The sequence below is a fragment of the Massilia sp. BAP21 genome (assembly GCF_057801335.1).
The window spans coordinates 2,661,888-2,688,070 of record NZ_CM173596.1; the positions used below are offsets into that span (position 1 = coordinate 2,661,888).

At 63.3% G+C, this 26,183-nt stretch carries 20 protein-coding genes; 12 read left to right on the forward strand and 8 right to left on the reverse strand.

Annotated elements, in window-relative coordinates; translation table 11 throughout:
- Nucleotides 1–7 precede the first annotated feature (7 nt).
- The 3 genes from ACWYRN_RS11780 to argH form a co-directional block, all read right to left on the reverse strand.
- Nucleotides 8–235 (reverse strand): hypothetical protein, encoded by a 228-nt coding sequence (locus tag ACWYRN_RS11780; RefSeq protein WP_229437377.1) that lies wholly within the window; start codon nt 233–235, stop codon nt 8–10.
- 74 nt (nt 236–309) lie between these two features.
- Nucleotides 310–1,113 carry a lipid II flippase Amj family protein gene (locus ACWYRN_RS11785; RefSeq protein ID WP_229437376.1) on the reverse strand — a complete coding sequence of 268 codons (804 nt, stop codon included), beginning with the start codon at nt 1,111–1,113 and terminating at the stop codon, nt 310–312.
- Between the two features lie 345 nt (nt 1,114–1,458).
- Entirely contained in the window at nt 1,459–2,859 is a 1,401-nt protein-coding gene (gene argH, locus ACWYRN_RS11790; protein ID WP_488692589.1) for an argininosuccinate lyase, read from the reverse strand.
- 130 nt (nt 2,860–2,989) lie between these two features.
- Here argH and ACWYRN_RS11795 point away from each other — a divergent pair, with 130 nt between their 5' ends.
- The 10 genes from ACWYRN_RS11795 (at nt 2,990) to ACWYRN_RS11840 (ending at nt 14,843) form a co-directional block, all read left to right on the forward strand.
- Nucleotides 2,990–3,598: a hypothetical protein gene (locus tag ACWYRN_RS11795; protein ID WP_488692590.1), complete on the forward strand. Its 609-nt coding sequence runs from the start codon at nt 2,990–2,992 to the stop codon at nt 3,596–3,598.
- A gap of 72 nt (nt 3,599–3,670) precedes the next feature.
- Complete coding sequence (locus ACWYRN_RS11800) at nt 3,671–4,108, forward strand: GNAT family N-acetyltransferase (RefSeq protein WP_488692591.1); 438 nt, start codon at nt 3,671–3,673, stop codon at nt 4,106–4,108.
- A 69-nt stretch (nt 4,109–4,177) separates the two neighbouring features.
- The gene (locus tag ACWYRN_RS11805; protein ID WP_488692592.1) at nt 4,178–5,389 is read left to right on the forward strand and encodes a cyanophycinase; all 1,212 of its coding nucleotides are present in this window, start codon (nt 4,178–4,180) and stop codon (nt 5,387–5,389) included.
- Between the two features lie 207 nt (nt 5,390–5,596).
- Nucleotides 5,597–8,338, forward strand: a complete 2,742-nt coding sequence (locus ACWYRN_RS11810) for a type VI secretion system Vgr family protein (protein ID WP_488692593.1) — start codon at nt 5,597–5,599, stop codon at nt 8,336–8,338.
- A gap of 11 nt (nt 8,339–8,349) precedes the next feature.
- Entirely contained in the window at nt 8,350–10,098 is a 1,749-nt protein-coding gene (locus ACWYRN_RS11815; RefSeq protein WP_488692594.1) for a T6SS effector phospholipase Tle3 domain-containing protein, read from the forward strand.
- Nucleotides 10,046–10,660, forward strand: a complete 615-nt coding sequence (locus ACWYRN_RS11820; protein ID WP_488692595.1) for an effector protein Tle3 domain-containing protein — start codon at nt 10,046–10,048, stop codon at nt 10,658–10,660. The genes ACWYRN_RS11815 and ACWYRN_RS11820 overlap by 53 nt, the downstream gene beginning before the upstream one ends.
- The gene (locus tag ACWYRN_RS11825; protein ID WP_488692596.1) at nt 10,657–12,438 is read left to right on the forward strand and encodes a type VI lipase adapter Tla3 domain-containing protein; all 1,782 of its coding nucleotides are present in this window, start codon (nt 10,657–10,659) and stop codon (nt 12,436–12,438) included. The genes ACWYRN_RS11820 and ACWYRN_RS11825 overlap by 4 nt, the downstream gene beginning before the upstream one ends.
- 12 nt (nt 12,439–12,450) lie before the next feature.
- Nucleotides 12,451–12,711 (forward strand): PAAR domain-containing protein, encoded by a 261-nt coding sequence (locus ACWYRN_RS11830; protein ID WP_488692597.1) that lies wholly within the window; start codon nt 12,451–12,453, stop codon nt 12,709–12,711.
- An 85-nt stretch (nt 12,712–12,796) separates the two neighbouring features.
- Nucleotides 12,797–14,200 (forward strand): IgA Peptidase M64, encoded by a 1,404-nt coding sequence (locus tag ACWYRN_RS11835; RefSeq protein ID WP_488692598.1) that lies wholly within the window; start codon nt 12,797–12,799, stop codon nt 14,198–14,200.
- Between the two features lie 154 nt (nt 14,201–14,354).
- Complete coding sequence (locus ACWYRN_RS11840) at nt 14,355–14,843, forward strand: hypothetical protein (RefSeq protein WP_488692599.1); 489 nt, start codon at nt 14,355–14,357, stop codon at nt 14,841–14,843.
- Between the two features lie 89 nt (nt 14,844–14,932).
- Here the strand turns inward: ACWYRN_RS11840 and ACWYRN_RS11845 are convergent, their stop codons facing one another.
- The 5 genes from ACWYRN_RS11845 to ACWYRN_RS11865 form a co-directional block, all read right to left on the reverse strand.
- Nucleotides 14,933–15,706, reverse strand: coding sequence for a class I SAM-dependent methyltransferase (locus ACWYRN_RS11845; RefSeq protein ID WP_488692600.1), 774 nt, complete (start codon nt 15,704–15,706; stop codon nt 14,933–14,935).
- Nucleotides 15,707–15,936: 230 nt separating this feature from the next.
- Nucleotides 15,937–18,264 (reverse strand): DNA topoisomerase IV subunit A, encoded by a 2,328-nt coding sequence (gene parC, locus ACWYRN_RS11850; protein WP_488692601.1) that lies wholly within the window; start codon nt 18,262–18,264, stop codon nt 15,937–15,939.
- A 5-nt stretch (nt 18,265–18,269) separates the two neighbouring features.
- Nucleotides 18,270–20,180: a hypothetical protein gene (locus ACWYRN_RS11855; protein WP_488692602.1), complete on the reverse strand. Its 1,911-nt coding sequence runs from the start codon at nt 20,178–20,180 to the stop codon at nt 18,270–18,272.
- Complete coding sequence (locus ACWYRN_RS11860; protein ID WP_488692603.1) at nt 20,177–21,886, reverse strand: molecular chaperone HscC; 1,710 nt, start codon at nt 21,884–21,886, stop codon at nt 20,177–20,179. The genes ACWYRN_RS11855 and ACWYRN_RS11860 overlap by 4 nt, the downstream gene beginning before the upstream one ends.
- Nucleotides 21,887–21,888: 2 nt before the next feature.
- Nucleotides 21,889–23,886 (reverse strand): DNA topoisomerase IV subunit B, encoded by a 1,998-nt coding sequence (locus ACWYRN_RS11865; RefSeq protein ID WP_488692604.1) that lies wholly within the window; start codon nt 23,884–23,886, stop codon nt 21,889–21,891.
- Nucleotides 23,887–24,162: 276 nt separating this feature from the next.
- Between ACWYRN_RS11865 and ACWYRN_RS11870 the strand changes: the two genes are divergently transcribed.
- Together ACWYRN_RS11870 and ACWYRN_RS11875 are read left to right on the forward strand one after the other, a co-directional pair.
- On the forward strand, nt 24,163–24,978 hold the full coding sequence (locus tag ACWYRN_RS11870; protein ID WP_488692605.1) for a response regulator: 816 nt from the start codon (nt 24,163–24,165) through the stop codon (nt 24,976–24,978).
- A gap of 78 nt (nt 24,979–25,056) precedes the next feature.
- Nucleotides 25,057–26,043 carry a gamma-glutamyl-gamma-aminobutyrate hydrolase family protein gene (locus ACWYRN_RS11875; protein WP_229437364.1) on the forward strand — a complete coding sequence of 329 codons (987 nt, stop codon included), beginning with the start codon at nt 25,057–25,059 and terminating at the stop codon, nt 26,041–26,043.
- Nucleotides 26,044–26,183 lie beyond the last annotated feature (140 nt).

Here is a 26,183-nt window from a genome sequence, read left to right on the forward strand (position 1 = left end):
TACCAATTCAATTCAATTTCTGCGCATAGCGCTCGCGCACGATCTGGCTGATGTAGGTCGAGAGGCCGCTGCCGAGCGTGGCCAGGCGCTGCATTTCGGTGATGTTGTCGGCGCCGGCGCTGTCGTCGGTGTAGAGGTAGCGCTCGCCGCTGCGGAATTCCACGGTGATCGAACGGCGGCCGATGTCGTAGGCGACGACACCGGATTCGCCGCTGATGTTTTTATAGCGATGCATGTGATTCCCCTGCAATATGGCTTGAAAGAGATTCTAGCCAGATGCCGGGGAAGCGTGCGCGGCCTTGCCTTCCTTCAAATGATCCGCGCCACGTAGACGATGACCATGGCGGACGGCACCAGCAGCGCTTGCGCCAGCAAGGTGCCGGCCAGCCGGCTGCCCACCAGCCACACGATACCCTGGCGGAACTCCGCCTCATCGAGCTTGCCTTCCACCACGTCGTCGGTCATGCCGGACAGATGCGGGTCGATGAAGACGGCCATCATGATGGTCGCGCCGCCATTGATGATCGAGGACAGGGTGCTGGAGGTGACGCGCACCGCCGGATCGAGCGCGCCGGCGTACAGGGCGGCGAACACGCCCACGGTCCAGAGCGCGGCGGCGCCGACGTTCAGCAGCAGGATCGACCACGACACGGCGCCGGTCCTGGTCGGCTTGCTCACCTGCGGCGCGGATGGTAGCGTTGCCGAATGCCGGATGTACGACAGCCCGCCCTTGAAGAAGCCGTGCAGGATCAGCTTCGGCACCGAGCGGTGCACCTGGAAGTGCTCGACGGCGCGGCAGAACACGCGCTGGAAGGTCGGGATCAACAGGGCGCCGGCAATCGTCGCCAGCGAGGCGGAGACCAGCAGCCATCGGAAGTCCGACAGCAGGTGCGTGGCCATGGTGCCGGCCAGGTTCGATTCGACCCGCTTGGCGAGGAAGGGGCCGAGGAAGGAATTCGAGGTGCGCGAGACCAGCACCAGGATGCTGAACAGGGCGAACGAGACCGCGATGCGGCGCGTTCGCACGCCGGCGATGCGTACCGAATAGGCCAGGGTGCCGATCAGGTGGATGACGAAGGTGAGGAAACAGATCAGCCAGAGCTGGGCATCCATGCGTGTTCAATATTGTTGGCAAGCATGCATGCTGACATTGAATGGCCGGTGCAGCAACTGGAGATTGCTCATCGTAACGGGGGAGTCGTGCGCATAAGCAAATACGGCTACGGAGCCGTCGAGTCCGTAGGGTGGGCACTCCGTGCCCACGCGGTACGTGCGTTTCCCGTGGACACGTGTCGTGACTGGTCGCTCGCGGTGTGTCCGCTAGTTGCGATCCGATTGGGCGGCGATTGGATCGCGGCACGGTGACGCGATGCGAGCGACATTCGCACGCACGAGTCCGGGAGAGACGCACGTAACCGCGTGGGCACGGAGTGCCCACCCTACGGGATAGGCCGTTGGTCAGTTATCCTTCAGCTGCCCGCGCACGCGTTCAATCGCCTTTTTCACCTGGTTCGGTGCCGTCCCACCCACGTGGTCGCGCGCCGCGACCGAGCCTTCCAGCGTCAGCACTGCGAACACGTCGTCCCCGATCAGTGGCGAGAAGCCCTGCAGCGTCTCCAGCGGCATCTCCGAGAGATCGACGCCGGCCGCATCGCAGGCACGCACCGCATGCGCCACGGCTTCGTGCGCATCGCGGAACGGCAAGCCCTTCTTGACCAGATAATCGGCCAGGTCGGTCGCCGTGGCATAGCCCTGCAGCGCGGCGGCGCGCATGTTCTCGGCCTTCACGGTGATGCCGCCGGCCATGTCGGTGAAGATGCGCAGGGTGTCGAGCACGGTGTCGACGGTGTCGAACAGCGGTTCCTTGTCTTCCTGGTTGTCCTTGTTATAGGCCAGCGGCTGGCCTTTCATCAGGGTCAGCAGCGAGGCCAGGTGGCCATACACGCGGCCGGTCTTGCCGCGCGCCAGTTCCGGCACGTCCGGATTCTTCTTTTGCGGCATGATCGACGAGCCGGTGCAGAAGCGGTCGGCGATGTCGATGAAGCCGATGCGCGGGCTCATCCACATGACCAGCTCTTCCGACATGCGCGACACGTGCATCATGATCAAGGAAGCCGCTGCCGTGAATTCGATCGCGAAGTCGCGGTCGGACACCGCGTCGAGCGAGTTGTGGCACACATCCTCGAAGCCGAGATTGTGCGCCACGCGCAGGCGGTCGATCGGGAAGGTGGTGCCGGCCAGGGCCGCGGCGCCCAGCGGCAGGCGGTTCACGCGGCGGCGCGCATCCTGCATGCGCTCGGCGTCGCGCCCGAACATCTCCACATAGGCCAGCATGTGGTGTCCAAAGGTGATGGGTTGGGCCACCTGCAAGTGGGTAAAGCCCGGCATGATGGTGTCGAAGTGGCGTTCCGCCAGGTCCGTCAGCGCGGTGCGCAGGCCATTCAGCAGGGCCAGCACGTCGTCGATGGCGGCGCGCACGTACAGGCGGATGTCGGTCGCCACCTGGTCGTTGCGCGAGCGGCCGGTGTGCAGGCGCTTGCCGGCGTCGCCGACCAGTTCGGTCAGGCGCTTCTCGATGTTCAGGTGTACATCCTCCAGGTCGAGCAGCCACTCGAAGCTGCCGGCCTCGATCTCGCCGCGGATCTGGGCCATGCCGCGCTCGATCTCGGCACGGTCTTCCTGGCTGATGATGCCTTGGGCGGCCAGCATCTCGGCGTGGGCGAGCGAACCCTGGATATCGAACAGGGCCAGGCGCTTGTCGAAGAACACGGACGCGGTGTAGCGCTTGACGAGGTCGGAGACGGGTTCGGAGAAGCGCGCCGACCAGGCCTCGGCTTTCTTGGAGAATTGTGAAGTCATGGGGAAGGTTCCGGTTGATTTACCGGATTATAAACCGCCACGCAGGGCCGCAGTCCGCGCAAGGCTGGATGACAAGGCGGCAAAAATCCCCGATGATGCGCATGTTAAGTCTGACGCAATGGAGAACAAGATGATGCAACGATGGATCCCTGCTGCCGCGGCGGCCATGCTGGCCGGCGCCGCTGCCCACGCCCAGCCGCAAGCGCAAACGCCGCAGGCACCGGCACAACCGCCGGCCCAGGTCCATACCGCCCCGGCCCAGCCGGTCACCGCCCGGGAAGCCGACGGCGCCTCGGTCGACTCCACCGTCGCCGCCTTGTACGAAGTCATTTCCGGCCCGGCCGGCGCACCGCGCAACTGGAACCGCATGCGCGCGCTGTTCGTGCCCGACGCCAAACTGTCGATGATCGTCCCGCAGAATCACGGCGCGTTTGCCCTGCGCCCGATGACGGTCGAGGACTACATCAGCCGCAACATGAGTACCTTCAGCGCCAACGGTTTCTATGAACGCGAGATCGCGCGCCGCACCGAAACCTTCGGCCAGCTGGTGCACGTGTTCAGCACCTATGAACTGCTGCGCGCGCCGCACGACACCAAGCCCTTCCTGCGCGGCATCAACAGCATCCAGCTGGTGCACGATGGCAAGCGCTGGTGGATTGCCAACCTGATCTGGCGCGCGGAAGATGCCAACCTGACCCTGCCGGAACGCTACCTGCCGAACGAGGAAGACGCGCGCTGAGTTCAGGCACGATCGAAACTGATCGTTTCGGCAAACAGCGCTAGAATTGGTTTTTTGGCAGGCGGCTCCAGGATGACTACCAACGATTCCAGTTTCCAGGTCAGTACGGACCAGTCGCTGCTCGACATCCCGATGATCTACCGCTTCCTTAGCGAGCAGTCGAGCTGGGCAGTGGGAATTCCGCGCTCCGTCGTCGAGCGCGCCATCGAGAATTCGCTGTGCTTCGGCGGCTACCTGGACGGGCGGCAAATCGCCTTTGCCCGCGTGATCACCGACTTTGCCACTTTCGCCAACCTGGTCGACGTCTTCGTGGTGCCGGAATACCGCGGCAACGGCTATGGCAAGCAGCTGGTCGCGGCCGTGCTGCGCCATCCCAGCCTGCAGCGCCTGCGCCGCTTCACCCTCGCTACTAGCGACGCCCACGGCCTGTACGAACGCTTCGGTTTCAGCGCGCCCAGCAAGCCGGAAACGTTGATGGAACGCTATTTCCCCAATATATACGTCTCCTGAGCGGACGCAACATGGCGACGTCTTTCTGGAATCAGGCTTACGCTTTGACTGTTCGAGAAGGAGCGCATCATGGTCCGGTTCGCTGTCTTTGTCGCCTTCATCATGGCCTGCCTGGCGGGCCAGCCCGGGGCCGCGGCGGAAAGCCCGCCGAAGGGCTCGCTGGTCATCATCGGCGGGGCGCTGCGTCCGGATAACGCCGCCGTCTGGGAGCGCATCGTCGAACTGGCCGGCGGCAAGGGCGCGCGCATTGCCGTCTTCGCTTCCGCTTCCGCCAATCCCGAGAAATCCGGCGCCTTCCTCGTCGAGCGCCTGAACCGCTACGGCGCGAATGCCTTTTTCGTCCCGGTGGCCGTGCGCCTCACCGGCACCGACTACCAGGCTGCCGCCGACAATCCCGCACTGGCCGAAGCCGTCCGCACCGCCGGCGGAGCGTACTTTGCCGGCGGCGACCAGGCCCGCATCACGCGCGCGCTGCGCCGTCCCGACGGTGCCAATAGCCTGGTGCTCGACGCCCTGTGGAGCATGTACCGGCGCGGCGGCGTGATCGCCGGCACCAGCGCCGGCGCGGCCATCATGAGTTCTTCCATGTTCGGCCACCCGAAGCCGGTGCTGGCCACCCTCAAGCTCGGCCTCACCGATGGCCAGGAAATCACGCCCGGACTTGGTTTCATCGGCGACGACGTGTTCGTCGACCAGCACCTGCTGGTGCGCGGCCGCTTTGCGCGTATGCTGCCGGCCATGCTGCAAAAAGGCTACAAGCTGGGCCTGGGCATCGACGAGAACACGGCGATGGTGGTGGGGCCGCAACGCGACGTCGAAGTAATCGGCTACAAGGGCGCGCTGGTGGTCGATCTGTCGGCGGCGAATGCGCAGGAGGGCGCCTTTAACGTCAGCAACGTGCGCCTGAGCTACCTCGACAACGGCGACCGCTTCAACATCGCCAGCCATTCGTTCACGCCGGCGCCGGACAAGGCCGACGGGCGGCTCGACCCGGCCCGGCCCTACTACCGCGAGCCGCTGTTCTCGGCCGATATCCTCGGCAACAGTACCGTGGTCGATTTGATGGGCAAGCTGATCGACAGCGACCAGCCGGAAGCCATCGGCCTCACGCTCGACAGCGCCAATTCGGTGCAGCCGGACCTTGGCTTCGAATTCAAGTTCTCGCGCACGGGGGACAGCGTGGGCTACATGTCGGCGGCGACCGAGGCCTACTCGATCTATAACGTGCGGCTGGATATCCGGCCGATCATCGTGAAGCGGCCGCTGTATCAGTACAAATAGCCTAAGGGTTTGCCCATCAGAGCTATGACAGGTTTGCCACATGTAAACCTGCGGCATTGATCCAGGTTAATAGTTCCTCTTCGCACTCCTGCACCATTCCATTGGTTAACGTACTTGCTCTGTCAGTGCTATTGCACTGGCAGACGGGTATCTCGTCCAGCCTTCGCCAGCCTCAAGGCGCGTCCCATTTCTGCCAATGGACTCTTTATGCATGCACAGCAGATTCAATTCTTAAACCAGGAACTCACCGATTCAAACCGGCCCATTCGCTTGCGTCTTTCGGGCGAACAGGGGGCACCTACCGACCGCTTGTTGGTCAAACACGTAAAAGGCCAGGCCGATATCTGTGGCGGATTCGAATACCGCTTGCTCTGTGTCGCAGGCCGCGCGGGCCTGCCGCTCAAGACCTTCATCGCAATGGCAGCAGAACTGCAATTCGTAACCGACCGGGGCGAGCTGTATTCGATCTGCGGCATCGTGGCGCAGGCCGCCGAAGGCGAGAGCGATGGCGGACTCGCAACCTATCAACTGGTTATTCAGGATGCGCTTTCGCTGATGGAAACGCGCATCAATACCCGCGTTTTCCGTCAGACCAGCGAGATCGACATCACACGGACCTTGCTGGGCGAATGGCTGCACAAGAATCCGATCCTGGCACGGGCCTTCGATTTCAAGTTGCTGACAGCAGCGTCATATCCGATTCGGGAATTCACCATGCAATACAATGAATCGGACGCCGCATTCCTGCGTCGCTTATGGAAGCGGCGCGGGCTGGCCTGGTTCTTCGAAGCGGGCGAACCGACGGGGCGCGATGCGGTCCGAGGACATCGGCTGGTCCTGTTCGACAATTCACATACGCTCGCGCAAAGCACGGCCGGGACGGTGCGTTACCACCGCGACGATGGCACCGAAGCGCGCGACGGCATTACAGCCTGGCACGCATCGCGCTCGCTGACCGCTGGACACGTCACGCGTCACTCCTGGGACTACAAGCAGTCGTCGGGTTCCGAGGTAACGATTCCGAGTCAACATAACCAAGGGGCTTTTGGAGACAGGTTTGCATCAAATATTGATGAGTATCTGGTCGACACGCCGCATGCAGGAGACAGCAGCGCGGACTTCCGCACCCTAACGACCTTGCGCATGCAGCGGCATGAGTATGAATCGAAATATTTCGAGGCGGAGAGCGGAGTGCGCGACCTGGGCGTCGGACAGTGGATCGTCATCAAGGGCCACGCTGAAATCGATACACACCGCGCCGAAGATCGCGAATTCGTGATTACCGGATTGCGTATCGATGCGGAAAACAACCTCCCGAGAGCACTGAGTGACCGGATCACCCGCCTATTTGCGTTGAACAAATGGCGCGCACCCGACGATGGGCTCGAGCGCGCAAGCACCGAGCGTGGGGCGCGTTATTCGAACCGGTTCAGCTGCGTGCGGCGCGGCATTCCTATCGTGCCCGCGTTTGATCCACGTGTCGACGTACCGACCGCACAGATGCAAAGCGTGATCGTCGTCACGCCTGGCGAAGAAGAAGTCCATTGCGACAGGCATGGCCGGGTGAAGGTCCGTTTTCCTGCGTGCCGCTCTAGCGACCACGAGCATGCCCAGGGAGTTGGGGCGTCGGACAGCGACACCGATTCGGCCTGGCTGCGCGTCGCCAGTTCCTGGGCGGGGGACCACACCGGCGCTATCTCGCTGCCGCGTGACGGGGACGAATGCCTGGTGACTTTCCTTGGCGGCGATCCGGATAAGCCCGTGATCACGGGCCGCGTCCATGGCGGACGGACGCCGCCACCCGATTTCAGCCATTCCGGCAAGCTGCCGGGCAACCGTTTTCTTTCCGGAATCAAGAGCCGCGAAATAAAAGGCCAGCGGTACAACCAACTGCGCATGGACGATACGCCGGGCCAGATCAGTGCCCAGCTGGCGAGCGAACATGGGCACAGTCAGCTCAACCTCGGGCACTTGCGCCATCCGCGCCGGGATGGCGAAGCCGAACCTCGTGGTGAAGGCGCGGAATTGCGCAGCGATGAACATGTTGCGGTACGGGCTGCGAAAGGCTTGCTGCTGACGGCATGGAAGCGCCTGAATGCAGTCGATAACCAACTGGCCCGCGCCGAATTCCTGGCGTTGATGGAGCAATGTCTTGAACAATGCCAAAGCCTGGGGAGCTATGCGGCAGAGCACCAGGCGCTGCCGCTCGATGGCAAGCCACTCGCCGAACTCAAGTCGCAGTTAAGTCAATGGGAAGACGGCAGCAATACCGCACCAGAAGGGCAGGCCGCTGCTAGTGCGATGATCGCTGCCAGCTCACCCGACGGGATCAGCTTTGCTACGGCAAAGGCACTGGCCAGTTTTGCCGGGTCGAATGTCGACACGGTGGCGCAACAGCATATTCAGCTGACTGCTGGCCAGCATTTCAACCTGAATGCGGGACAAGGCATCTCCCTATTCTCGCACCATAACGGTATCAAGGCGATTGCGCACCACGGCAAGTTCCTGCTGCAGAGCCAGCACGATGATACGGAAGTCAATTCCGCCAAAAACGTCAGGGTCACGGCCACTGACGGCAAGGTGGTGCTGATGGCGAAGGAGATTCATATCGTTGCCGAAGATGGTTCCTTCATCAAGGTTGGTGGCGGTATTTCGCTCGGCACCAAAGGCGACATCAAGCTGCATGCGGCGAATTTCCCTCTCGACGGGCCGGCAACGATGGCAGCTGAGCTGCCATCGTTCGAGAGCGGCACTCCCGACCAGAAATTCATCCTGAAGTATGGCGCCCATGACGAGGATGCCGTACCTGCCGCGAATCGCCGCTTCGAGATCGAGATGAGCGATGGCAGCACGCTCAAGGGCATCAGCGATGCCGCAGGCAAGACGGAGCTGCTCGAGCGCGACGCGATGCATATCGCGAACATCCGAATTCTGACTGACGAACAGTAAGGAGATGCCGCATGCTGTATCCACGGGAACCCTATTGCATCGGGCAGGACGCGAGCGTCCTGCAATGCGAACGAAAGTCCGACAAGAAGGTGGATGTCAAACCGGATTTGCCGTGCAACGTCATCGTGATTCACGGCGTGAACGATGTCGGTACTGGTTTTGGCTCGGTAGAGGAGGGGCTTTGTGCCGGCCTCGATATGCGCCTGCACGGAAAACCAGGGCGTTTTGTGCCTGGCAGTTACCGCATGCCGACTGCCAAGGACAAGGATGTAATCGAGGAAGATCCTGACGCCGTCTTCTTCAAGCGGACGATTGCAAACGGGACGAATAGTCCGGTCATCCCATTCTATTGGGGATACCGCGAGGTATTCAACCAGGCCGGGACAAAAAACGGACAACGTACCGACCGTTTCGGTAACCGGCTGGACAAGGATTTATCGAAAGGCGGCGGACCGTTCGCCAACGCGACGAGCACGCTGCCGGATATGTGGAATCGGGGAGTATGCTTTCCAGCGGATCTAGGCGGTGACCCGGTACGGCCGGTGTTGAGCGCGCCAGGGCGCATGTATATGGTCCTGGCTGCGAAGCGGCTTGCGGCCCTGGTTGAGATGATCCGCGACTACGACGCGAATGAAACCGTCAACATTGTGGCGCACAGCCAGGGCTGCCTGATCAGTCTGCTGGCACAGGCTTTCCTGCTTCAGGACGGCAAACGGCCGGCCGATACGCTGATCCTGACCCATCCGCCATACAGCCTCGAAGAAGACGCCGGTGTCCTGGTCGACACGTCGGAAACATTCAAGAGCGGGACGGATGCTGCGATGGAGGGGCGTTACGGGGTCTTGAAGTCACGCCAGACCTTCGATGCAAGGCTGACTACGCTGGTCAATATCGTGCAAGGCGTCGCTGCCAAGAAACACACGGCGCCAGCACTAGCGGCATTATCGGACCACGGGCAATTCCATGGCATCGTCGGGGCAAAATGGAGCGCAGGTGCAGACCGGGATAATCGCGGCAAGGTCTACCTCTATTTCTGCCCCGAAGACATGACTGTGGCGTTGGACAATATGAAAGGCATTGGCTGGCAAGGCGTGCCGGATTTCATGGATGGGACGACCCTTTCTTCCATACCACGAGGGGATATGCGCGCCATGTTGGGCACCGCATCCTCAGCCGGCTATCGTACGGAAAAGCAAAGCCGCAAGCCTCTTACCGAATTAGGACGCGGCTTCTATCAGCGGGTATTCACCAGCAAGCAGCGTCTCGACCCTGCGAAGAAGGCTGTCGGTCCGGTACTGGTCGGGCAAGCGCCACATGATTTTGCCTTGCGCCTGAAGGGCGAAGACGACCATGCGCACGTGGCCGATGCGAATCGCTTTCTTCGCGAGAATCACAAGGAAATCACTTGGCCAAGAAAGCCAGGCATGCTGGGCTTCATGGATTCCGAGGCCGATAAACGCGAGGGGCTGCGCAGCATCAATGGCGAGGCGCTGCGCATACCAGCGCTGGCGGACTTGCGCGGCACTGGACAGATCGATCCGCAAAACATCCCTGCCGATTCGATCCAGGCGCGTGTCGCCCGGGAGGATCAGGGGCCTGTCGAAGAAGTCGATCCGATCGACGGCGATTGCCATCACCAGTGGCAAGGGACTGAATGTCCAGAAAGTGGAATGCGCCGATCCATCACAAACTGGGCACCGACCAGGAATGGTGCAGACATTGTCGAAAGTCGAGTGTTTGCAGATCGAGGCGCGTCATAACAAGGACAACAAGCTCGACCAGTTGCCTCCGGAAGGACAGCGTAAGGTCTTGAAAGCGATGCGCTATCCGAACGGGAAAGTCTTTGCGCTGATCCAGGAAAGTCCGGACGAAGCACGCAAGCGCTGGCAGCACGAGGTCAGTCCCAAGTCCTTCCACGGCTCTATTTTCGGCAGCGCGAAGAATCATCGCAATGTGACGGCGTATGACCTTTCCATTGGTGGCGGGCTGGCGTCGAGCGATCCAAAGTTCTATAGGTATTTGTGTGCGGTGGCGGATTGGCGCTTGCAGACAAAGTCGACTGCAGAGAGGCCATCCATTCTGCAATGGAAATTTTTTGTTAAAGATTACGCAGCGTATTGGAACGTTGAGCGTGCGGAACGGAAGGAACTCATCGAGGGGAATGCCGTGTACTACAGCAAAGGTGAGCTGCCAGCCTGCGTTCCAGCGCTGCACGTAGGTTTGCCGAACCTCGTCGTATGCGAAACGATGTCAGGAGACCGAGTCGTCGTATCGCCGCCGGTGCCCGTCAAAGCAAACAACGGAGCCAAAGGAACGCGATGAACAACCAAGCCAATACGACATGGATGCGCCCAGCAAAATATGCCATCGGCGCTTTCCTCACCCTTGTCATTCTCATTCCGGTGTGGGCGGCATTTGTGATGACAATCATCGAACCAGAAAGCTTAACCATACAGGAGCAGACAATGGGCAATCGCATATTGTGGTGGGTTATTAGTCCGACAATTCTCGTCGCAGCACTGTTTGGAGCGCATTGGGTCAAAGCGTCGAAGAGCAACGTTGAAAAACAGCAGGACCCGGTTTCTCATCAAACGCAGGTAGCGCAAACCGAGCAGCAAAAACGTGAATATGTACTTGAAGTGATCGGGCTGGGCGTCACCTTGGATAAGTACCGCCAAGGAAAGCTATGGGAGGCGTTGCAGGCCGGTAATCATGCTGCAACGATCCGCGAGCAAGATCCGAAAAAATATGATTGGACCGCACGCGATAAAAGCGGTACGGGCGGAGGGCGTGGCGGTGATTCGCTTGAAAATGGCGCGCAGTTTACACCAATGTATTATGGGGTACCGGTGTTCAATGCCGAATCGCCTAACTTCGATCCGGAGTGGAGCGACAAACCAGAAATGCCGCGGGCAGGACTCGCTGCTGGAGCGGTCGCTTCCGGGATGGCATGGCATCTGTTTGTCGTAGGCCCGCGCCGTTTCGAGGAGCAGCCTGACCGCATTATCGAAGACGTCTTTGCCTTTTTCGATGCCAATCCGGATGTGCCCTATGTTGTTCTGAATTCCGAAGACAGTATGGGAACCCGCGATGGCAACCGTCCCCCCGGCACGCCCGCATTGCTGAGAGACGGACACTACATCCCAGAAATGCCCGATGCGTCGGCGCTGTTCGTGCTTGCCCGCCGCGAGCGGGTCGATCCGGTTCGGCCATTTGTCTGGGACGATCCTGATAACGAATTCCTGCAAAAAGAATTCCGCTGGATGTACGGCAACCTGATGACTGCAGTTCCAAGTTGGGAGCGCAAAAATGCTCTGCAGACGCCGACGCAGGTCGGCGCAGACATGACGCGTCAAGAACTGCGTGCAGTCGGCGAGCGCCAACCTGTCATCAGCGAATGGCTCGAAGCAACAGCCGCCTTTGCCCAGCGCCCCGACGTGCGCGGCACTGGCGTCCCCGGCGTACTGGGCACGCTCAATCCCTTCGCCCACTATCCGCCAAAGGAATGGAAACCCACTCCCTGGTTCCCGATCCCCTGGAACCGCGAGCAATTAAAAACGTTCGACCGCCTGCCCACCCTCGGCTATATCCATCGTCCAACTTTCGTGCGCTTCACCGACGAACAGGGCAAACCGGTCACCCGTCGTGCCGACCGCCAGAAACTGCTACAAGCCGGCTGGCAAGCCGCACTGCAGACCCTGCCCGAAGCCCAGCGTGCCACCTCTCCCGCTCGCGTGATTGCCGCCACGAACAACAATACCGATCAGCTGATTGCCCTGCACGGCGTACTGGACGCACAAGCGGCGGCAGGTGGCCCCGAGATCGACAGCGCCAAGTCGAGCCAGTTCATCGACACCGACAAGCGCCTTGGCAATACCGGCGCGGCAACCTTGTTCGTGCAGATGGGTATCGGTGTCATGGGCAGTTACCGCGACGGCGGTGTCAGCGCGGCAATCAACATGCGCAGCCCGGACGAGGCCTCGATCATCCTCATCAGCCCACCTTCCGACGAGCAGCGTAAAAACCAGAAACATCCGAACGGAGGCGATGTCTTTGCGCACCGGGGCACCCCGGCCGTCGATCCTGGCGCTTATCAGTAACAGGGAGCACGCATGCCAAAAATTATCCGCTTGAACGATCCCACCAGCCATGGCGGGAAGGTCGTGAGCGTCGCTGCCACGCACTTTACGATAGGCGGCATTGCGGTCGCTTGCATCGGCGACAAAACGACTTGTCCTGTTCACGGTCCAGGCACCATCGTGGAAGGAGACGCGCGCCATACAGTCAGCAGCGTGCCAGTAGCTTATGAGGGCCACAAGACAAGTTGCGGCGCAACCCTGTTGCCTGGCGATCCTCACATGACGCTCAATTAGTCTGCATATTGCATGGCGAGCGGAAGGCTCCGCTCGTCATGTACAGGATTACAATGCATGCTTTTCCCATCTCACAGGAAACCGCATGCTCCGCTTCCTTGCCGCCGTCCTGGCGCTCGTCTCCAGCGCCGCCTTCGCTGCCCAGCCTGCCACCATCCGCCTCGACTACACCCACAGCGGCAACGCGTTAAGCGACAGCTACGCCATCGAACGCGTACTGATCGAGCCGCTGCCCTGGCCGGGCGATATGTCGCGCAACTTCGATGAAACCAACCGCGGCCAGAACCGTGTCGAGGTGGTCAATGCAAAGACCGGCGATCTGCTGTATTCGCGCGGCTTCTCGACCGTGTTCGGCGAGTGGCGCACGACCGAGGAAGCGAATAAGCTCAGCCGCAGCTTCAGCGAGTCGGTGCGCTTTCCGCAGTTCGACAAGCCGGTGCGCGTGCGCATCCTGAAGCGCGACGAGCGCAATGCCTTCTCGGTGGCCTGGAGCGTGGAGGTCGATCCGACAGCGCCGGACGTGGTGAAGCAGCAGCCTCCCGCGCCAGCGAAACCGATTCCGATCCACGTCAGCGGTCCGTCGCCGCAGAAGGTCGATCTGCTGATCCTGGGCGACGGCTACACGGCTGCCGACATGAAGAAGTTCGAAGCCGATGCGCGCCGCCTGTCGCAGCACCTGTTCACGGTGTCGCCGTTCAAGGAACGTGCGAACGACTTCAACGTCTGGGCGCTGGCGGTGCCGACCACGGAGTCGGGCATCTCGCGGCCCTCGACCGGCGTGCACCGCGCTTCGCCGCTGGGCACGCGTTACGATATCTTCGGCAGCGAGCGCTACGTGCTGACGCTCGACAACCGCGCCTTGCGCGACATTGCCCAGCACGCGCCCTACGAATTCATCGAAATTTTGGTGAATAACGAGACCTATGGCGGCGGCGGCATCTTCGGCCAGTTCAGCACGGCGGCGGCGGGCAACGCCTGGGCCAACTATTTGTTCGTGCACGAGTTCGGCCACCACTTCGCCGGCCTGGCCGACGAGTATTACACCTCGCCGGTCGCCTACCAGGCGAGCGACGTGCGCACCGAACCGTGGGAGCCGAACGTGACCGCCTTGCGCGATCCGGCCGCGCTCAAATGGAAACAACATGTAACAGCGAACACGCCCTTGCCGACGCCCTGGCCGAAAAAAGCGTACGAAAACGCCTCGCGCGCCTACCAGAAAAAGCGTGCCCAGCTGCGTGAAAACGATCGTCCGGAAAGCGAGATGAACGCGCTGTTCCGCGAAGACCTGGCAGCGACCAAAGCCTTGTTCGAGAAGCAGCCGCACCGCCACGCCATAGGGGCATTCGAGGGGGCAAACTACGAAGCGAGCGGGTATTACCGGCCGGCGATGCAGTGCATCATGTTCGACCGCAGCGAGCAGTTCTGCCCGGTTTGCCAGGACGGGATCGTCGACATCATCGACCTGTATGCGGGGCCGGCGCGGCGCTGAAACACCTTGTTTCAACTCAGCAGTAGTGTGTGTGGTGGCGAACAGACCCTGTTGTGCCCGAGGCCTATTCTGGACTCGTGCTTAACAGGAACACAACGAAGAACACAACGCAGGCACAGACCTGCACCTCACCATACAACCGAAAGGACATACCATGAACAAGCTGCTCGCAACCCTGATCGCCGGCGTTTTCGCTACTTCCGCTTACGCCCAGACCACCGTCAATTCGGCCAACACCGAAGCCGTGGTGAAAGCCGAAGCCAAGGCCGAAGCCGATGTCGCCAAGGCAGAAGCGAAAGAAGCCAAGGCTGCTGCCAAAGCCGACGAAAAAGCCACCAAGGCTGTCGCCGATGCCCAGGAAAAGAAAGCCAAGGCCCACGCCAAGGTCGTGAAGGCCCACGCCGACGCAGCCGAGAAAGTCACCAAGGCTGATCCGGAAGACCGCGCCAAGGCCGTGGCCAAGGCCGAGGAAAAAGTCTCGGAAGCGAACCTGAAGGCCGAGAAGACCATGATCAAGGCCGACGAAAAGTCGCTGAAGCAGCAGGTTGATGCCGCTGCCGACCGCGCGACCGCTGCCGCCAAGACCGAACAGGCACGCGCCGAAGCGATGGCCGACGTGCACAAGGCTGCTGCCAAGAAGTAATCCGCGTGTCGAACGCATGAGGAATGCCGGCGTGATGCCGGCATTTTTCGTTGAGGCAGCGTCGATAGCAACGGCAAGAAAATCTGCGCTCAGGGCTTGCGGAACACGATTGCATGCTGGATCGGCAGCGACCCGATGCTGCGCTCCCACTTCAGGCCATGCGCCGTGGCTTCACGCCGTATCTGCGACTCGCTCATCTTGTGCAGCGGCTTGATCGCGACTGCGGGATCCTCGGCCCGGTATTCGACGAAGACCACGCGCCCGCCCGGCTTCAGGGCTGCGACGATGCTGTCGAGGACTTCCGAGGGATAGGCGAGCTCGTGATAGACATCGACCATGATTGCCAGGTCGACGCTGGCCGGCGGCAATTTAACACTGGTTTCGCTGCCCAGCACCGAGACCACGTTGCGCACGCCGCGCTTTGCCATCTGGCTGTCGAGCATGGCGATCATTTCCGGCTGCACGTCGACCGCATACACACGCCCGCCGGGCCCGACCTGTTTCGCCAGCTGCCAGGTGTAGTAGCCGGTGCCGGCGCCAATGTCGGCCACCGTCATGCCGGGCGCCAGCGCCAGTTCCCGCAGGAGCAGTTCCGGCCGCTCCTCGCGTGCGCGGCTGTCGCGCTCGAGCCATTGCGCGCCTTCCCATCCCATCACGCCAGCAATCTCGCGGCCCATGTAGCGCTTGCCGATGCCATCCGGGCTGGGTGCGACGCGTTCATAGCGCGTATCGGCGGCGGCCTGTGCCGCGGCATCGGTGCTGGCGGATGAAAGCAGCGTCAGCGCCGACAGGCAGGCCAGCAGGATGGGGAGCGTACGGCGAGTATGGGCGGTACGGCAATGGCGTGAGCGGGTGCGCTGCATGATCGGTTTCCGTAAGTAGTCGCCGCCTGCAGTGGCGCCGGCAGGCTTGCTGTGAATGGAAGCGATCAGTGTAGCGCCGTTGGCTGCCCGGCGTGCGCTGGCTACGTCGGGATGTCCTCGCCATGCCGCGTTGACTGTCATCGCACCGCCTGCCAAGAACCCGCAACCGGTGCCGCAAACAACAAAGCCGGCTTTCGCCGGCTTTGCCCATTCACGCTGCGGTCAAGCGATTACTCGCCCGTCGCGCGCATTGCCAGATCCGTCGCCTTCAGCTTCGCCGACAGCGGCTTGCCCTTCTTCGCGCGCTTGCCGAAGTGCGGCTCCAGTCCCGACGCATACAGCTCCACCACGCGCGGCTTCGATCCCGCCCAGGTGCCGATCACGTTCACGCCTTTCTGGCTGATCGGCTGCACGGCGAGCAGCGTTTCCTTCGGCTCCAGCTCCATCAGGATCACGCCACGCCCGCCATTGGTCAGCACCTTCATCTCGTCGATGCCGAACACCAGCACGCGACCCTTTTCCGACAAACAGGCCACCGCACCGGCGGCATCCGAAATCACGCGCGGTGCCAGCGGCACGGCCTTGTCGTCGAGCGTGATGAAGGACTTGCCGCCCTTCAGGCGGCTGATCATGTCGCCCGCCTTGGTGATGAAGCCGAAGCCGTTCGAGGTCGAGATCAGGAGACGCGTCTCACCGGAACCTGCGAAGTAATGCAGGATGCGCACGCCGCCCGACAGATCGACCAGCGTGGTGATCGGCACGCCGTCCCCACGCGCCCCAGGCAGGGCCGCCACCGGCACCGAATACACCTTGCCGTTGTCGCCAATGCCGAGCAGGGTGTCGACGGTGCGGCACTCAAAGGCGCTGCCCAGCGAGTCGCCTGGCTTGAAGGTGAACTGCGCATGATCGTGCCCGATGCCGGTACGCGCGCGCACCCAGCCTTTCTCGGAAATGATCACGGTCACCGGCTCGTCGATGACCTTCTGCTCGGCCACGGCGCGCTGCGCTTCCTCGATCACGGTACGGCGCGCATCGCCGAACTGTTTTGCATCCGCTTCGATCTCGCGGATGATGGTGCGCTTCATGGTCGACGGATTGGCCAGGATGTCTTCCAGCTTGTCCTTTTCGCCGCGCAGCTGGGCCAGCTCCTGCTCGATCTTGATCGCTTCCAGGCGCGCCAGCTGGCGCAGGCGGATTTCCAGGATGTCCTCGGCCTGGCGTTCCGACAAGTTGAAACGCTCGATCAGCGCCGCCTTCGGATCGTCCGAATTGCGGATGATGGCGATCACCTCGTCGATGTTCAGCAGGACGATCTCGCGGCCTTCCAGGATGTGGATGCGGTCGTTGACCTTGCCCAGCCTGAACTCGGTCCGGCGGCGTACGGTAACGAAGCGGAAGTCGATCCACTCCTGGAGGATGTCGTTCAGGCCTTTCTGGCGCGGACGGCCGTCGCCGCCGATCATCACCAGGTTGATCGCACTCGAGGTTTCCAGCGAGGTGTGCGCCAGCAGCAGCAGCATGAACTCGTTCTGGTCCTGGTTCTTCGACTTCGGCTCGAACACCAGGCGCACCGGCGCTTCGCGGCCGGATTCGTCGCGCATGGTGTCGAGCGAATTCAGGATGGTCTGCTTCAGTGCGATCTGTTCCGGCGTCAGCGTCTTCTTGCCCAGCTTGACCTTCGGGTTGGTCAGCTCTTCGATCTCCTGCTGCACCTTGGCGGCCGAGGTGCCCGGCGGCAGTTCGGTGACCACCGCCTGCCACTGGCCACGGGCCAGCTCTTCGATCTTCCAGCGCGCGCGCACCTTCATCGAGCCGCGGCCGGTGGCGTACATGTCGGCGATCTGCGATGCCGGGGTGATGATCTGGCCGCCACCCGGGAAGTCCGGGCCCGGGATGATGGTCATCAGCTCGGCGTTCGAGATCTTCGGGTTGCGGATCATGGCCACTGCCGCATCGGCCACTTCGCGCAGGTTGTGCGACGGGATCTCGGTGGCCAGGCCCACGGCGATACCAGATGCGCCATTCAGCAGCACCATCGGCAGGCGCGCCGGCAGGGCGCGCGGCTCGTTCGTCGTGCCGTCGTAGTTCGGCTGGAAGTCGACCGTGCCCATGTCGATTTCATCCAGCAGCAGGCGCGAGATCGGCGTTAAACGGGCTTCGGTGTAGCGCATCGCCGCGGCGCCGTCGCCGTCGCGCGAGCCGAAGTTGCCCTGGCCGTCGATGAGGGGATAGCGCAGCGAGAAGTCCTGGGCCATGCGCACCAGTGCGTCGTACACCGACTGGTCGCCGTGCGGGTGCAGTTTACCGAGCACGTCGCCGACCACGGCCGCGCACTTGCGCGGCTTGGCGGTGGCGCCCAGGCCCAGTTCGTTCATCGCGTACAGGATGCGGCGCTGGACCGGCTTCTGGCCGTCGGACACGTCGGGCAGGGCGCGGCCCTTGACCACCGAGACGGCGTAGTCGAGGTAGGCGCGCTCGGCGAAGGTGGACAGGGTCAGCGATTCGACGTCGTCGAGCGCTTCGCTGGCTTGTTCGAACAGATTTGCTTGATTAGACATGGTACTTACGAAAATGGATGTTGGTTCTTTTTAGTGCGGATCATATTCACGAACATGAACATCGCGACACCGAAGAGCGGCGAAATGAGCATCGACAGCGGCGAGCTGCGCAGCATGGACATCTCCGGCCGCAGCGTCATGATCACGAAGACCAGGACCAGCCCGCCCGCCACCGCGGCGAAGGGATTGATGGTCGGATTCGACAGCAGCATGCCGCCCAGCGCCCACAGCCAGATCACGGCGGCGTGCAACTGCAGCGGCAGCGGCGAGACATCGGCGCCCGCCACCAGGGCGACCGCCCCGGCCAGCCACACGCAGCGCAGCGGCAGCAGCAGATGGGCCTTGTCCGGCATGCGGTTCCATAGGTCGGCGCCGCCACGGTAGAGCAGTTGCAGGGCGCAGTAGGCCCCGGCCGCGCAGGTGACGTAGCCGTAGCCGGGGTAGCCCTTGTCGGCCATCGAATGGCCGACCATGACCGCGCAGATGGCGCCGACGATGTAGTGCGCCTTGTCGAACAGGACCGAGTTGGCGAAGCAGGCCACCAGCGTACAGGCGACCATCGCCGTGCCCAGCAGCCAGGCAAAGGCCGGCGCCGGCTCCGGGATGAACAGCAGCGTCGACAGCAGCGCAAAGGCGGGAATCCAGCCCAGCTGCACGGCGGGGCGGAAGCGCAGGTCGAACAGCAGCCAGACGCGCCACGGCGTATCGCGCAGGCGCGCCAGCGGGTCGTAGTGGGCCCAGGCCAGGCCGGCAGCCAGCGCCAGCGGCAGGAACAGCAGCAGGAGGAACGGATCAAAGCTCAGGCCGGCAGCCTCGCCGAAGGTATTCGCAACCAGGTAGGGTGCGATGCCGGCCGCGGCAGACAGCAGGGCGGTCTCGATGAAGTAGCGCCGTCCTTCGACGCGTTGTGCCCATTCCTCGACCACATCGGGGTTCAACTTGAAGTACAGCAGCTCGCGGTGGTAGTCGCGGATCAGCGCGATCTGCTCGCGCATCTGGCGCGTGAAGCCGGAACTGATGGTGCGGCCGAAACGGCGTCCGGCGCTGTCGGCGAGCAGGGCGGCGATCGCCGGTTCGCTGCTGGCGCGCTGTTGCAGCTGCAGGTAGTCGCGCCCGACGCGCAGGCGCGCCATGGCTTCGCCGGTGGCGTCGGGCAGGCGGCGCTCGATGAAGGAGGCGTCTTCTTCCCAGCCGAAGACGGTGAAGATGGCTTCGCGCAGCTCGTCGCTGCAGGCGGCGCCCGCGCAGTACTGGATGGCGAACAGTTCGAAATGCTCGCGCACTTCGAGCAGCATCATGTCCTCGCCCTCGATGATCAGCTTGAGCTGGTACTTGGGCGAGATGGCCGATTTTTCCAGGAACTGCCGCCACAGCAGGCCGGCGATCTCGAAGGCGGCTGCGCTTGCTGCCTCGGCGGCAGCGCGCGCCTGCTCGCGTTCGATGCGGCGCGCCTGTTCCTGGGCCTGGCGCAGCGTTGCCTCGTCGTGGACTTCGCGCAGCAGCGGCAGCGGGCGTTCCCAGGCTTCTTCGCGGAAGGCCGCGACCGGGCGCGCCCAGGCGGGTTCTTCTGCTTCCTGCGCTTCGACTTCGGGTTTGGGATCGGGTTCCGGCATGGGCTCGGCTTCAGCCTGCAGCCTGGCGTGCGCCGGCGCCGGGTTGAGCGCGAGCGCCTGGTGCGCGGATTCCTGTACGAATCCCTGCGCGCAGGCCGGCTGCGCTTGCTGCGCCGGCTCCTCCGCCTCGCCGCCGTCGACGAACGGCGCCATCTGCAGCGCCGCCTGGTAGGCGTCGTTCAGTTCCTGGAAGCCTTCGGCATCGTCTTCCGGCCGCGTGACTTTCAGCTTGCGCGCATAGGCACGCTTGATCGCACGCACATCCGGCGTGGGATCGATGCCGAGGACGGCCCAGGCGCTCATTCGAGGCCGCCGCGGCCGAAGTCCGCCAGCACCTTCTGCAGCGTGGTGCGCGCCCGCGCCGCCGAATGGTGGTCCTGCTGCTCCAGCACCGACTGGAAAGCGGCGATGTGCTGGGCCAGGTATTCGCGCGCATCGCCCAGCAGTTCCTGGTACAGGCGGTCGGCCTCGGCCACCACGGTGCGGTTCTCGATCTGGTCGCGCGGGTGGATCTTCAGTTCGGCCAGTTCAGCCAGGCGCTGCTCGACCTGCTCGGGCGTCATCACGCCGGCATTCTCGGTGATCACCAGCTTGTGCTTTTCCTCGGTCGGATGGACCGTGATCTCGGCTTCCAGCACACCGCTGATGTCGTACGTGAAACGCACGTCGGCGCTGATCTCGCCGGCCTTTTTCGGCGGGATCGGGAAGTCGATCGCGCCGAGATACACGTTGTCCTTCACCAGGCGCGCCTCGCCCTGGTAGACCAGCACACGCAGCTCGCGCTGGCCATCGCGTACGGTGGTGATGTTCTGCACGCGCGACACCGGCACCGTGGCATTGCGCTCGATGATCGGCAGGTAGTGGCCGCTTTCGAAATTGTTCGGCCCGATCTGGCGCGAGATGTTGATGCCGAGCGAGTAGGGCGCAACGTCGGTCATTACCACCTCTTCGAGCGCGGCGTCGCGCATCTTGAGGCCGGCCTGCACCGCCGCGCCGAGGGCGATGGCATGGTCCGGGTCGAGGTGCACCGACGGGAAGCGGCCGAACATGCGCGACACGAGTTTACGCACGATCGGCATGCGGGTGGCGCCGCCGGCTAGCACCACGGCATCGAGTTCGCTGGCCTTGATGGTGGAGTCGCGTAGCGCCCGGTCGACCGGCTTGCGCAGGCGCTGCAGCAGCGGCTCGCACAATTGAGCGAGGGTGTCTTCGTCGAGGCGCCAGGTGAATTCGCGGCCCTCGTGCTGGAAGCGCATTTCGGTGCTGGCGGACTCCGACAGCGCGCGCTTGGCGCGTTCGGCTTCGTCGCGCAGGCGCTGGGTCTGCGCGCGGCTGAGCACCGCGGTGCCGAGCGCGTTGCGCAGGCTGCTGCGTTCGTAGAAGGTCTTGACCAGCACCTCGACGAAGTCTTCGCCGCCCAGGAAATTGTCGCCGGCCGAGGCGCGCACTTCCATCACGCCCTCGAACAAATCGAGGATGGAAACGTCAAAGGTGCCGCCGCCGAGGTCGAAGACGAGGAACTTGGTTTCCTGCTGGCTGTCCTGGATGCCGTAGGCCAGGGCGGCAGCGGTCGGTTCGTTCAGCAGGCGCTCGACCTTCAAACCGGCCAGCTGGCCCGCCGCGCGCGTGGCTTTTCTCTGGGCGTCGCTGAAGTAGGCCGGCACCGTGATGATGGCCTCGTCCACCTTTTCGCCGAGCCAGGCTTCGGCGTCTTCCTTCAGTGCACGCAGCACCAGCGACGACAGCTCTTCCGGACGGAATCGCTGCTTGCCGAGTTGCGTCACGCGCTCGCTGCCCATGTAGCGCTTGAACAGCGCCGTGGAGAGGTCGGGATGGGTCTGGAGACGCGCCCGCGCGGCCGCGCCGACGAGCACGGTGCCGTCGTCGTCGAGGCCGACGCAGGACGGCGTCAGGTATTCGCCAAGCGCATTGGGAATGATCTGCGCACGCCCGTCACGCCAGGCGGCTACCAAGCTGTTTGTGGTGCCCAAATCAATACCAATGATCATGATCAGATGTCCGCTTCGGTTTCGTTACCGTGTTCTTCGATCCAGGCGCGCCGTGCGGCGGCCTCCCCTTTGCCCATCAACATGTTGAAACGCGCGCTCGATTCGCTGTGGTCGAAGTCGCCCAGCGACACCGGCAGCAGGCGGCGGGTGTCCGGGTTCATCGTGGTTTCCCACAGCTGCTCGGCGTTCATCTCGCCCAGGCCCTTGAAGCGCGAAATGCTCCACGAACCTTCCTTCAGGCCTTCCTTTTTCAGCTTGTCTTCGATGGCCAGCAGTTCGCCGTCGTCGAGCGCGTACAGCTTTTGCAGCGGCTTCTTGCCGCGCGCCGGTACGTCGACGCGGTACAGCGGCGGACGCGCCACGCAGATATGGCCGTGGCGGAACAGGGCGGGGAAGTGCTTGAAGAACAGCGTCAGCAGCAAGACCTGGATGTGCGAACCGTCGACGTCCGCATCCGACAGGATGCAGATCTTGCCGTAGCGCAGACCGGAGAGGTCCGGCGAATCGCCGTGCGCATGCGGGTCGACGCCGATCGCCACCGAGATGTCGTGGATCTCGTTGTTCGCGAACAGGCGGTCGCGGTCGGTTTCCCAGGTGTTCAGCACCTTGCCGCGCAGCGGCAAAATCGCCTGGTATTCCTTGTCGCGGCCCATTTTTGCGGAACCGCCGGCCGAATCGCCCTCGACCAGGAACAGTTCGTTGCGGGTCAGGTCGGTCGATTCGCAATCGGTCAGCTTACCCGGCAACACGGCCACGCCCGAGGACTTCTTCTTCTCGACCTTTTGCAGCGAACGCATGCGCGATTGCGCCTGCTTGATGACCAGGTCGGCCAGTTTCTTGCCGTATTCGACGTGTTGGTTCAGCCAGAGTTCGAGCGGCGGCTTGGTGAAGGTGGAGACCAGTTTCACCGCATCGCGCGAGTTCAGGCGTTCCTTGGTCTGGCCCTGGAATTGCGGGTCCAGCACCTTGGCCGAGAGCACGAACGAGACGCGCGCGAACACGTCTTCCGGCAGCAGTTTCACGCCTTTCGGCAGCAGGCCGTGCAGTTCCACGAAACCCTTCACGGCGCCGAACAGGCCGTCGCGCAGGCCGGACTCGTGCGAGCCGCCGCTTGGCGTCGGGATCAGGTTGACGTAGGACTCGCGCACCACGCTGCCTTCCTCGTTCCAGGCCACGACCCAGGCCGCGCCTTCGCCTTCGGCAAAGCTTTCGTCGCCAGCCGGAGCATATTGCGCGCCTTCGAACAGCGGGATCAGGGTCTGGCCGCTGGAACCCTGCGCCAGCGCTTCGGTCAGGTAGCCGCGCAGGCCTTCGTCGTAGCGCCAGGTCTGGACGTCGCCGGTCTTGGCGTTGGTGAGGGTGACGGTGACGCCCGGCAGCAACACCGCCTTAGAGCGCAGCAGGCGCACCAGTTCGGCCATCGGGATGTTCGGCGAATCGAAGTATTTCGGGTCGGGCCAGGCGGTGACGCGGGTGCCGTTCTTCTTGCCGCCGCGCTCGAACGGCGCGGAGCTGAGGGGCTCGACCACGTCGCCGTTTTCGAAGACCAGGCGGTGCACGCCGTTGCCATCATCGGTCTTGCGCCAGACGTTGATTTCCAGGCGCGTGGAAAGCGCATTCGTGACCGAGACGCCAACGCCGTGCAGGCCGCCCGAGAAGGCATAGGCGCCGCCCGAGCCCTTGTCGAACTTGCCGCCGGCGTGCAGGCGCGTGAAGACGATCTCGACCGTGGAGACGCCTTCTTCCGGGTGGATGCCGACCGGGATGCCGCGGCCGTCGTCTTCGACCGTGACGGAACCATCGACGTTCAGGGTAACGCCGATGTTGTTGCAGTAACCGCCCAGCGCCTCGTCCGAGGCGTTGTCGATCACCTCCTGGATGATGTGCAGCGGGTTCTCGGTCCGGGTGTACATGCCCGGACGCTGCTTCACGGGTTCGAGCCCCTTCAGGACGCGGATGGATGATTCGCTGTAATCGGGTGCGGGTTTCTTGGTTGCCATGCTGATGTGTGTTTTTTGAAATTCCTGCGCATTCTATCTTGTCGGCAGGCAAAAATAGGAGCCGTGCGGCCGAATCTCCTTGTCAACGTTGTGGAACGTGACTAGATTGATACGCAAGCCTGCCAGCATATAGGGGCTTCGAGAAATCGTGGAAAGGAAAGCGCTGGTCAAGACCGATACTGTACATGCATACAGTATTATAGTGCAAGGGGCGGGGGAGAGGCCGACCGCACCGCAGCGCACAACAGGCATTGTCTGCGGTGCCGGATGATCATCATGCAAGCAAAGAAAACCCCGACCGCCGTGCGCCTGCTCGGCTTTGCACCGGCGGATGCCTCCGCCATCACCTCCTTGCTGGCCGAAGCGCCGCCTTGCGGGCCGAACTATGCCTGCCTGCACGAGGACAGCCTGCAGGAACCCGATGTCTACCTGGCCGACGGCGACAACGCCTGCGCCATGCTGCGCCTGGCCGGCATGCGCAGCACGCCGCTGGCCCTGCAGGTCGGCGGCGCCGAGCGCGGCAATGGCTGGACGCGGGTCGAGCGTCCGCTCGAGGCGGCGTCCCTGCATGCGATGCTGGCGCGGCTGGTGGCCGAGCGCCGCCGCGTCCTCGAAAGCCAGTGCGCCTGCGGCGAAGCACCCCTGCCGGAACGGCGCCGGCGCCAGCGCGGCATCGACGGCCTGGCCATCGACGGCGAAGCCCTGCGCCAACCGCCGCACGACGGCAAGGTCTTGATCGTCGACGGCGGCGGCGCCTTCCGCGACCATCTGGCCCAACTGGTCGGCGCGCAGCGCCTGGCCGTGGCCTGGACCGACAGCGCCCCGGCCGCCGTGCGCCTGTGCGACGAAACGCCGGTGTCGCTGGCGATGATCAACACGGCGACGCCCGGTATCGACCCGTATGCACTGTGCGCGGCGATCAAGGCGCAGGAAGGGGCGGGGCGCACGGCGGTGGTGTTCCTGGTGGGCCGCGCCTTTTGCTACGACACGGTGCGCGCCCATTCGGCCGGCGTGCGCGGCCTGCTCGACCAGCCGGTGGGCGACCGCAGCCTGGTGGCGATGCTGATGCGCCTGACTTCCATGTGTCCCTGAGCGATCGGCTAAGCTCATCCGTGTGACTTTGTTACAACTTCAAATCGTGCGCGGCCGTAGCGGGGCTATATTGAAGCCATGGCAGACGATCATCCAAATGGGCTGGAGGAGGCGCCCGGCCCGCCGCTCGAAACCCGCCCCGACGCACCCGAACGCGTTCCCGACCGCCGCTCGGCCGATGGCCCGCCGCGCTACCAGCGGCCCGGCGACACACCGTTCGCGCTGGCCGGCCGCGTCTTGTCTTCGCGCTGGCGCGCCATGCGCGACCGCTTCAGCCGCGACTTCATGCGCCGCACCCTGCGCATCGGCGTCTCGGCCCGCATCTTCCATCCCGAACCGGGCTCCACCGGCCTGCGCAGCAAGAACCTGCAGTACCTGGAAGAGTCGATCGCCCAGTGGGTGATGTCGCGCGACGTGCTGGTGTTCATGATCCCGACGGTGAATACCAACGGGCTGCTCCACCCGAGCAACATCACCTTGCGCCACTACGCGCGCCACCTCGACGGGCTGGTGCTGCAGGGCGGGGCCGACGTGTCGCCGCAAACCTATTCCGAAAGCCCGACCCGGCCCGAGTGGAGCGGCGACCGCGCGCGCGATTTGTACGAACTCGAACTCCTGCACGAATTCGTCGAGGCCGGCAAGCCGGTGCTCGGCGTGTGCCGCGGCTGCCAGCTGATCAACGTGGCGTTCGGCGGCTCGCTGTACCAGGACGTGGCGACCAATGTTCCCGAGGCGCTGGCCCACGTGCACACCGACTACGACGCGCACCGCCATGCGATCGAGTTCCCGCCGGGCTCGTCGTTGCGCAAGATGTTCCCGAAGGCCACGCGGCCGGTCGTGAATTCGATCCACCACCAGGCAGTGAAGGAGCTGGGGCGCGACGTGCGGATCGAGGCGGTGTCGTATCCGGACGGGATCGTCGAAGCGATCCGCTACGACAAGGCGGACTTCGTGATGGGACTGCAGTGGCATCCGGAATTCCACCGGGCCGGAGGGACGGATCTGCTCGATTGCACGCCGGTGCTGGATGAGTTTTTGCGGGCGGCAAGGGAGACCAGGTTGTAATTGGTTTGCCAGTGATCGGTCGTTGTAACCGCGTGGGCTCAAGAGCCCACCCTACGGAAAACCGGTTTTGTAGGGTGGGCTCTTGAGCCCACGCGGTCGCATCATATGCAGCTCGCCACCGCATCCGCCGCACCCATTCC